The sequence below is a fragment of the Ruminiclostridium hungatei genome, from assembly GCF_002051585.1.
GTDB classification, from domain to species: domain Bacteria; phylum Bacillota; class Clostridia; order Acetivibrionales; family DSM-1351; genus Ruminiclostridium; species Ruminiclostridium hungatei.
This window is the reverse complement of sequence record NZ_MZGX01000032.1, coordinates 62724-72091: the sequence shown is the minus strand read 5'-3', so window position 1 is coordinate 72091 and position 9368 is coordinate 62724. Positions and strand designations below refer to the sequence as shown.

12 protein-coding genes are annotated in these 9368 nt (G+C 40.6%); 3 read left to right on the top strand and 9 right to left on the bottom strand.

Features of this window, described 5'->3' with window-relative positions:
• Positions 1-497: 497 nt before the first annotated feature.
• The 6 genes from CLHUN_RS19565 to CLHUN_RS19540 form a co-directional block, all read right to left on the bottom strand.
• Positions 498-698 (bottom strand): zinc-ribbon domain-containing protein, encoded by a 201-nt coding sequence (locus tag CLHUN_RS19565; RefSeq protein WP_080066382.1) that lies wholly within the window; start codon positions 696-698, stop codon positions 498-500.
• A gap of 238 nt (positions 699-936) precedes the next feature.
• On the bottom strand, positions 937-1461 hold the full coding sequence (infC, locus tag CLHUN_RS19560; RefSeq protein ID WP_080066381.1) for a translation initiation factor IF-3: 525 nt from the start codon (positions 1459-1461) through the stop codon (positions 937-939).
• A 58-nt stretch (positions 1462-1519) separates the two neighbouring features.
• Positions 1520-2650 carry a DEAD/DEAH box helicase gene (locus CLHUN_RS19555; RefSeq protein WP_080066380.1) on the bottom strand — a complete coding sequence of 377 codons (1131 nt, stop codon included), beginning with the start codon at positions 2648-2650 and terminating at the stop codon, positions 1520-1522.
• Positions 2651-2797: 147 nt separating this feature from the next.
• Positions 2798-3367, bottom strand: coding sequence for a tetratricopeptide repeat protein (locus CLHUN_RS19550; RefSeq protein ID WP_080066379.1), 570 nt, complete (start codon positions 3365-3367; stop codon positions 2798-2800).
• Between the two features lie 156 nt (positions 3368-3523).
• On the bottom strand, positions 3524-3616 hold the full coding sequence (locus tag CLHUN_RS19545) for a hypothetical protein (RefSeq protein ID WP_422785072.1): 93 nt from the start codon (positions 3614-3616) through the stop codon (positions 3524-3526).
• A gap of 16 nt (positions 3617-3632) precedes the next feature.
• Complete coding sequence (locus CLHUN_RS19540; protein ID WP_080066388.1) at positions 3633-4385, bottom strand: AAA family ATPase; 753 nt, start codon at positions 4383-4385, stop codon at positions 3633-3635.
• A gap of 373 nt (positions 4386-4758) precedes the next feature.
• Between CLHUN_RS19540 and CLHUN_RS19535 the strand changes: the two genes are divergently transcribed.
• Entirely contained in the window at positions 4759-5820 is a 1062-nt protein-coding gene (locus tag CLHUN_RS19535) for a helix-turn-helix domain-containing protein (RefSeq protein ID WP_080066377.1), read from the top strand.
• A gap of 117 nt (positions 5821-5937) precedes the next feature.
• On the opposite strand, the gene CLHUN_RS19530 is transcribed toward CLHUN_RS19535, so the two are convergent.
• The 3 genes from CLHUN_RS19530 to CLHUN_RS19520 form a co-directional block, all read right to left on the bottom strand.
• A complete protein-coding gene (locus tag CLHUN_RS19530; RefSeq protein WP_242656568.1) occupies positions 5938-6435 on the bottom strand; it encodes a hypothetical protein in 498 nt (165 codons plus the stop codon).
• Between the two features lie 219 nt (positions 6436-6654).
• A complete protein-coding gene (locus CLHUN_RS19525) occupies positions 6655-8289 on the bottom strand; it encodes a recombinase family protein (protein ID WP_080066375.1) in 1635 nt (544 codons plus the stop codon).
• Positions 8286-8648, bottom strand: coding sequence for a helix-turn-helix domain-containing protein (locus CLHUN_RS19520; protein ID WP_080066374.1), 363 nt, complete (start codon positions 8646-8648; stop codon positions 8286-8288). Before CLHUN_RS19520 ends, CLHUN_RS19525 begins: the two co-directional genes overlap by 4 nt.
• 311 nt (positions 8649-8959) lie before the next feature.
• Between CLHUN_RS19520 and CLHUN_RS22200 the strand changes: the two genes are divergently transcribed.
• Positions 8960-9139: a DUF6809 family protein gene (locus CLHUN_RS22200; RefSeq protein WP_340148348.1), complete on the top strand. Its 180-nt coding sequence runs from the start codon at positions 8960-8962 to the stop codon at positions 9137-9139.
• Positions 9132-9368, top strand: a complete 237-nt coding sequence (locus CLHUN_RS19515) for a TnpV protein (protein ID WP_080066373.1) — start codon at positions 9132-9134, stop codon at positions 9366-9368. The genes CLHUN_RS22200 and CLHUN_RS19515 overlap by 8 nt, the downstream gene beginning before the upstream one ends.

The window sequence follows — 9368 nt, the reverse complement described above, 5'->3', positions numbered from 1 at the left end:
GGGTATAGTGCATAACGAACTGGCGATCATGTATCCCGGACGTCTGAGCTAGATTGGCCGCCAGCCTTGACAACACTACCATCAGATGCTATTTTTAAGATAACCGAAGGCGATGAAAACCAATTTTCTGTAATCGCCTGCTCGGTTTATAAAGTGTAGCATTTGCCAAGAGCGTAATCAAGGCCACGCCGCTTCGCGGTGGCTGGTTTCTGCACCTCTGGCTCCAAAAACCAATTTTGCTATCGTCACAGAGAGCGATTTACAGAAAAAATCTCACAGAGCCCAGAAAGAAATAGGGAAACATGTATTATACAATTCTTGCGCTATTGTCGCATTTTTCATTTGTCATATTTATATTCCTTCTCATAAAACAAAGGTACCAAGATTTTTCTTCTTGATACCTTTGGATTTTCCGTTTTTATTAAACCTTTTAAACTACAATACTTCAAGCCTGCATTTCTGCTGTGAAGCTGCCGGGCGAGCCTCGCTCTCCCTGATTACCATCTGTTGCCGTAACTTCTGTTTCCACCGAAGTTGCCTCTGTCGTTGTTATTTCTTTGCTGCTTTCTAGCTCTCCTGCAATCAGGACATCTCTGTGGTTCGTTATCGAAGCCTTTTTCCTTGTAGAAAGCCTGTTCGTTTTCAGTGAAAACGAATTCAGCATTGCAATCCTTGCAAGCTATAACTTTATCTGCCATTTCTATACACCTCCTTTATTATTCGGACCTAATCATTCTTAACTTCACGCTCCAAAAAATAAAGAGAGTTGCTTTAAAAAAAATAAATCCATATTTAATATATAGTAAGCCCTTTTGACTATATCACATTAATTCAATCAATGCAATAAATACTCACATTTACATCCTCTTACATTTTTAACTATTAGTAATGCCAACTTGACATTTTGACTGCGGAACGCGCTGTCCCTTCTCAATATCAAGGTTTTTTGGGACACATTATCATTACCATAAGCCTGCCCTCAAGCCTGGACTGCTTTTCAACCGTACCCACGTCTTTCATGACTTCGGCAAACTTTGCCATCACCTCTTGGCCTTGCAGCGTATATCTCATTTCTCTGCCCTTAAACCTTATACTAACCTTTACCTTGTGACCCTCCGATAAAAACTTGCCGGCACTTTTTACCTTGAAATTGAAATCATGCTCTTCAATTTTTGCAGATAGCCGTACCTCCTTCAGGGAAACAACCTTCTGATTCTTTTTTGCCTGCTTCTCCTTCTTTGCCTGCTCAAAAATGCTCTTCCTGTAATCAGTAATCTTGCACACCGGCGGTTTGGCATTTGGAACAATTTTTACAAGATCCAGATTTTTTGAATCGGCCAGTTTTTGGGCCTCCTGTACGGAAAAAATGCCCAACATGGAACCGTCACTATCAATAAGACGGATTTCATTATCTTTAATATCCTCATTCATTTGCAGTCTATTTGTTTGTATCAACAACACCTCCCAGATATAATAAATTCCTTAACAGTCACATTTTACACAGTACCGCTCTTTTCCATTAACCGGGCTGTTCCTCTATAACCGGTATTTCCTTGGATATGAGTTTCTGTATATCCTTCAGATACGCCTTCTCCTCATTATCACAAAAGGACAAGGCTGTCCCGCCCATTCCAGCCCTTCCGGTTCTCCCGATGCGGTGCACATAGGTTTCCGGCATATTAGGCAGGTCAAAATTTATAACATGGGACAGTTCCTTTATATCTATACCTCTTGCAGCAATATCAGTAGCCACAAGAACCCTTGTATTCCTTGCCTTGAAATTATTCAAGGCATTTTGCCTGGCGACCTGTGATTTATCGCCATGAATAGCCTGAGCTGTTATCCTTGCCTTCGTGAGATTTCTCACAACATTATCGGCTCCATGCTTGGTTCTTGTAAATACCAGCACCGAATCAACCGATTTATTTCTGAGAAGTTTTATAAGCAGAGCTTTCTTATCTCTCTTTTCAACGAAATATACCGACTGATCAATAGTGTCCACAGTGGAGGAAACCGGAGTCACTTCCACCTTAACCGGGTTTGATAAAATATTATCCGCCATTGATTTGATCTCAGGCGGCATAGTAGCAGAGAACAACAGCATTTGTTTTTCTGCGGGCAGCTTTGTCATTATTTTTTTCACATCCCGTAGAAAACCCATATCAAGCATACGATCTGCTTCATCCAGCACAAAAAACTTTATTTGGTCCAGCCTGATATATCCCTGCCCCATCAGATCAAGCAATCTGCCGGGAGTAGCAACAAGGATTTCAACTCCGTCTTTTAAAGCTTTTGTCTGGGGAGCCTGCGAGACTCCGCCGAAAAGAACAGTATGTCTGATCCGTGTAAATCTTCCGTAAGCAGAAAGACTATCTCCGATCTGAACCGCCAGTTCCCTGGTAGGAACTAATATCAGTGCTTTGATTGCACACTGATTTTTCTCGTCCATCTTGTCCCTTCTGAGTATCTGCAGCAGCGGGATTGTAAACGCAGCAGTCTTTCCCGTCCCTGTTTGTGCACACCCCAACAGGTCTCTTCCTGCCAGTATGGCGGGTATGGCCTGTTCCTGTATCGGAGTGGGCGCTTCATATCCTTCAGCTTTTAAAGCCTTCATGATAGGTGTTATTATGTTCAGTTCTTCAAATCTCAATTCTTTTTCTCCATTCTCAAGTGATTAACCACCTTAACTATTTTATAAACTTATTTGTTCTTAATTACTTATTTTCTCTTAACTTATCTGTTTCTAATTACTTATTTGCTTTATAATTCATTATCTGTCTCGGGACATGCCGGATTATCATCCCTTTTTAGCAAATTTGACATTCAAATGCAGGGCCTTGAATTCATTTTCTATAGCTTCAATATCATTCTGCAGGGAATGGTCATTAATAAGCTGTTGATATATTATTTCTATTCTGTCCTGCCTTCCTACTTTTTCATATGCACCTGCCAAACTTATGGCATGCTTTAACGATGGTTCCAGTCCGAAGGCTCTTTCAAAAAGCTTCACAGCCATCTTGTACTTGCCTTTCAGAATAGAAGTCTTTCCGGCTTTCACCAAATCACCGATTGATTTTATCTGGTTTACATCCTCATTTTCCTTCTGCTCTTTTTCCATTTCATTGAGATTATTGATTGCTCCCCGGTTGTTCGGATTAATCTCCAAGGCCCTTAAATACATGTTTCTGGCTTCCTCGATATTGTCGTCAAGTTTGTAGTATTTCGCCAGTCTCGTATATGCAGCGCAATTGTTAGGGTCCAGTTTCAGGATATCCATATTAATCTTATACGAGTTTTCACCCCAAACATTGTTCAAAGCCATATTTCCTGCTCTATCAACTAAATCCTGCAAATTTATATTACTCATTTTATCCTCTTTTCTTTGTCTGTAAACAGAAAGAGCAGCAAACTCATAAAGTTGAGTTTCCCGCTCTATAAATCCAAAATCACATATATCAGAATCAAGCAGTTAAAAAAACAAAATTACAAGTTAATTATATCATACGTCAAAAAATAAAGCAAATCACTGTAAATACACAATAGAAGTCGTTAGTTTTTCATACTCATTTATATCAATAATAGCAAATTTCCCCCTGCCATTTTTAGTCAGAAACACTGGTTCTCCAACAGACCTAGCTATCCTCAAGCAGTAATCTCATCATTTTAGAGGGATTCTCTAAAAAGGTTTTTGTAACAATATAATTTTGAGTTTCTGTATATGGTGTGATTTTAGCACCCTCATCAGTTATTTCAATAATTTCCGAATACGGAATAGCAGTCAGAACAGGCGAATGGGTTGCTATGATGAACTGGCAATTTTGCTCGACTAAATCATTTATACGGGTTATAATTGCTAATTGCCTGGTCGGTGATAACGCAGCCTCAGGTTCATCTAAAAAAAATATGCTATTTGAGCCAAACCTGTTCATTAATAAATTAAAGAAACTTTCTCCATGTGACTGTTCATGAAGCGATTTTCCTCCATAATTCTTTTTTAGGAAATCATGTCCTGTGCTTTCTCCCCAAATACCGATTTTGTCCAATCTATCGACTTCAGTTGCTAAATTATATAAGCTTTCGGCACGCAGAAAATATCCGTCCGATGGAAATGGGATATTCCGTCTGACTTTTATATTTTTGTACAAGGAAGAATGAGTTTCTTTTGTCTTGAAATTCATATGCTTACTTCCACCTTCGGCATTAAAACCGCAACTCACAGCAAGTGCTTCAATTAGTGTGGATTTACCAATACCGTTCTCTCCAACAAAAAATGTAACTGGCTTTGTGAAATTAAAAGAAGGCAGGAAACGAAGTGCAGGAATATGGTTTAAATACTCTTCTTCAAAATCGCCTTTTATCAGGTAACTGCTTAAATACTGCGTCAATTCTTCCCACCCCCCTGCTATCAATTTTGCAATAAATTTTCTTATCCTCGACAAATATGTATTCCTTTGATATTTTATCAAAATTTCCCATAGTTAACAATCTGCCAGCCCTGACAAATTATCAGCTTTTTGCTGTAAATAAGGCAAAGTTCTTATGGGCATATTATGTTCATAATCTCACTGATAAATTAAACTTTCTCAAAGTTCAAATTTAAGTCTGCTTTTTTGTTGTGGCACATTAATATCAAAAATTAACCTATGATTAATTTTCCATCCTTCAATTTAACAACCCGACAATTGTTGAATTTAGGCCTGTCTGATAAAATGTACTCAAAGAACGAGCTTTATAATATCAGATTGGAAAATGATAAAAATGCCCATGAATATGATTATTCGAGAAAAAAGAAAAGAAATTGGATTAACACAGGAACAAATTGCCGAGTGCCTTGGCGTGTCCACTCCCGCTGTGAACAAGTGGGAAAAAGGGACTACCTACCCCGATATTTCATTGTTGCCGGCGCTGGCCCGGCTGCTCAAAACAGATTTGAACACTTTGCTGTGCTTTAACGAAGGGCTGTCGGAACAGGAAATCAGCCATTTCTGCAAGGGAGTAATGGATACGATTGGTGAAAATGGCTTTGAGAGCGGTTTTACCATGGTTATTGATAAAGTACAGAAATATCCAAGCTGTGGCTCGTTGCTCCATACGACCGCACTGCTGCTGGACGGTGCATTGATGATGTCTGGAATGATTGACGAGAATAAGGAAAGATACAGCAGTCAAATTACGGCCTTGTATAAGCGTGCTGCCAAAAGTGACGATGACAATATCCGGGATAAGGCAACTTTCATGCTGGCTTCCAAATACATGGGCCATGAGGAATATGACAAAGCGCAAGAAATGCTGGACTTGCTGCCGGAGAGAAGCGCTATGGATAAAAGTCAACTCCAGGCGAATCTTTGGATCAAACAGGGGAAACTGACGGAAGCTGCGGAACTTCTGGAACGCAAATTGCTGATGATGGAAAGCAATGAAATCCAAAGCATTTTGATAAGTCTGGAAGAAATTGCGCTGAAGGAAGGCAACAATGAAGACGCTGCCCGTCTGGCGGAGATTTCTTGTGAGGCCGCCGGACTATTTGGCCTGTGGGACTATTGTTCCTTTGTTGCGCCTCTCCAGGTTGCCAGCCACCAAGAAAATGTCCGGGACAGCATATCAATTCTGAAATCCATACTTGCAGCTACACTTAAACCATGGGAAATGAAAAAATCCGCTCTGTACCGCCATATTGCCATAAAATCACACCAGGGAAACTTCGGCAAAAAAATGTTGCCGGCACTGCTTGCAGAAATTGAAAACGATTCCAGATACGCGTTTCTTCATTCCAATACAGAATTTCAGCAACTGATTGAACAGTACCGCGCAAGATGTTAATTGCAGGATTCTTGTTGTCTGCCTGATATATAAATACTGGGAGGTCATTGAGCACAAATCTTATCTTATAAAAAACATAAGTCGTGTTTTAAAATGCAAATTTTGAGATTTAAATAATTATCTTATAAATAGAGACATTGCTGCTACAACACTGCCGGCAAGAACAGCAGCAACAGCACTAATCACAGTTCCTTTACACGCACCTTTAATATGATGTACAGGGTTTTTATATGCTTCAAACATATCCTCAGTGCCAGGTATTACAACCTTTTTGCAATGGGCAAACACGATAAAATCAAGAATAACAAGATCATATAAATTGACCACAAAAAACAGAATGAATACATGGCTAAAAGCTGAAATAAAAGTAGTTTTTCCAGATAAGTAAGCTAACCCAGCAAGCAAAAAAACAGCTATAACTGTTCCAACTATTTTTCGAAACACATTTTTTTTCTTAGTAACCGATAACATATCTTTATACTGCGGTAGGCTTTCCACGCGTTTGCGAATTTCCGGAGGATAGGACATGATTTGTGATATGGGATTTTTGAATAGTGGCGGGAGTATTAAAAAAGTAAAAATGATACACAACACAATACATTGAATAAAAAGCATCACATTTTTCCTCCCTCTAGTTTGAGTTCTCTCAGTATTTCTAATCAAATTCATTATTACAAACAGCCTGCAATGTATCACCCTGTTTGTCTAAGGCATTATCTTTATTAATAAAAATATTCTGAAGCAATTATAGCACAAATCTTATCACACATGCGCAAAAAAACATTTGTCAGTTCAAATCCTGGCATAAATCTTTCCTGGTGCTGCTTTTCCTTTTTAGTCAATATTGGAAAAGAGATTTCTCGACACGAGACTATACATTGATTTCATAGCATAATAAGAACCAGTGGAAGGAGATGCCCTAATATACATCTCCTTCCACTGGCTTGTATGAAATGATATAAGAGAGGATTCGCGCACCACCAAGGATATCAAATAAAATGTTCGAGGCCACTGTGGTGCAGTGTTTAATGATAAATCCGAACCCTCAATGTCTTTGAGTGAAACCGTTTTTGTACCATCCTTGTAATTCCAAACCAGTACGATTTTATCGTCATACAGATAAATCGCATTGACAAAGCTGTCTATCAGCCGTTGGCGCTCTGCCTTATCCGAAATATCAGTGGTGCGGAATTTGTGCAGCCAGAATAATATCTGCTCTTTTGTAAGAACAGGGTACTGCAATTCTTCTTGCAGGATACTGACCTCCAACTGATTCTTGCGTTCCTCCAATTCATCCAACCTCTTTTTAGTGGACTCGTTAAAAATACCGGCCTGTATCGCATTGAGCATATTTTCAATGCCTTTCTGCGTTTCGGATAGCTGTTTTTTTAGCATGGGGATAGCATCGCTTTCCTTGCCTTGCAAAGCAAATACAGTGTCAGCAATTTTATTGATAACCCCATCATCCATAACCACCTGCATGGTCTGCTGAATGACCAGAGTTTCAATCCAATCCTTCTTTACCGCCTTTTTGTCACACAGCTTCTTTTTCTTCGTATTATGGCAACGATAATAGCGGTGGACATTTCCTGTATGGCTGGTTCCGCTTTCTCCTACCATGTAACGCCCACATTTTCCACAGTGAAGCTTTGTAGTCAGTATGTAATCGTCCTCTGCCTTGTGACGGGCAGGGGCTTTCTTGTTTTTACGCATCCGTTCCTGTACCCTGTTAAACAATTCATTCGGGATAATGGCTGGGATCCCCTCTGGCACTACCACATCACGGTAGCTGTATTCCCCGATATAACGGCGATTTTTCAATAGATGAGCCATGATATTCAGTGTAATTTTTGTTCCTCTGCTTGTGCGAATACCTCGCTCGTTGAGCAGATTAACAAGCTGCTGCATGGTCGCGCCCTCGCTATAAGCCGTGAACACCTCCAGCACCACGGGAGCGGTAACAGGGTCTATTTGGAACTGCTGTTCCTTGTCTACCATGTATCCAATCGGTAGTGTGCCGCCGTTGTAGCGGCATTTGAGGGCATTGTCCGTTAATCCTCTGATGACCTTCTCAGAAAGCTCTGCGGAGTAATATTCCGCCATTCCCTCCAGCATAGATTCCAGTAAAATGCCCTCAGAGCCACGGGAGATATTCTCTGTGGCGGATACCACCGTCACACCATTTTTACGGAGCATCGCCTTGTAGTGAGCAGAATCATAACGATTACGGGCAAACCGATCCAACTTCCATACGATAATAGTTTCAAACATGCCCTTGCCGCTGTCTTTAATCATCTGCTGAAACTGCGGACGGTTATCCGTTTTAGCAGAAAGCGCACGGTCGATGTAGCTGCTTAGAACATTGATACCTTTACTTTCAGCAAATGCCATACATTCTCGTAACTGTCCTTCGATGCTTTCTTCCCGCTGGTTATCTGAAGAATAGCGCGCGTAAATTACACCGTTCATGCATTGTCACCGCCCTTCGATACCATCTCCATCAAAGCCTGTTTTAGCTTGTCGTTCATGGGGGATTTGGGGTCAAAGCACATTTCGATAAACTGCCGAAGCTGTTGGTTTTCTTCGGAAAATTTCGGTTTATAGTCGTATAGCCTGCCCTCTGGTTTGCCCGTTCTGCCGAAAATATAGTCCAGAGATACATCAAAATAATCCGCATACCAGACGATCAACGGCAAAGGCGGAGCTGACTGGTCATTTTCATATCGATTGATACTGGATTGAGTAGCATTAGCCAACGCCGCAAGCTTTGCCTGCGATAAATTTACGCTTTCTCGTAGCAACTTTATTCTTTCCGCAACCTCTTTCATGTACAGCCCTCGCTTTCTTTTGTCCTTATATTAACCCATATATTAAACGAAATCAACTCATTTTTAGATTCAACATGGATTTTCATAACGATTCAGATTGTTTTTGTTGGCCTTTACCGGAAATAGCACTTTAAAGCGCTAAAACTTTGTCCGGGATTCCGTCTGGACGCGCACTTCCTTTTTGGCTACCATAGTAAGCAGGAGGTGGTGAAGATGCAGAGTGTAATCAAGCAGATGTATAGCGGTGATTTATGTCCTGCAGAGCGTTCTAAGGTATGTATTACAGAATTTTATAGGCAAAAAATGCAGCGATACAGGCGCATGATGCCTTTAAAGAAAAGTTATCTCAGTCTATGAAAGCAGAACTGGACGAGTATCTTTCCAAAGAGTCGGACGTAACCGCTTATCATATGGAGCAGGCATTTTCAGACGGATTCAGGTTAGGCGCACAGCTAATGCTGGAGGTTTTGGAGGTGGGAAAACATGATTGAGTTGGACTACATAGAAATAGACGGTCTGCTGTATCCCAACATTGCTTTAGACGATGAGGATCTTTATGGCGACCTTGGAAAATATGGCAATCTAAGGCTGAAATATCTGCACGAACAGAAACCGGAAATGTATCGGGAATTGCTGGTTTCGGGCAAGCTGGCACAGCACTGTGTCAATATGGAGAAATCTGCTTTTGATATGGCGGAACGGATTCGAGCGGAGTGTTAG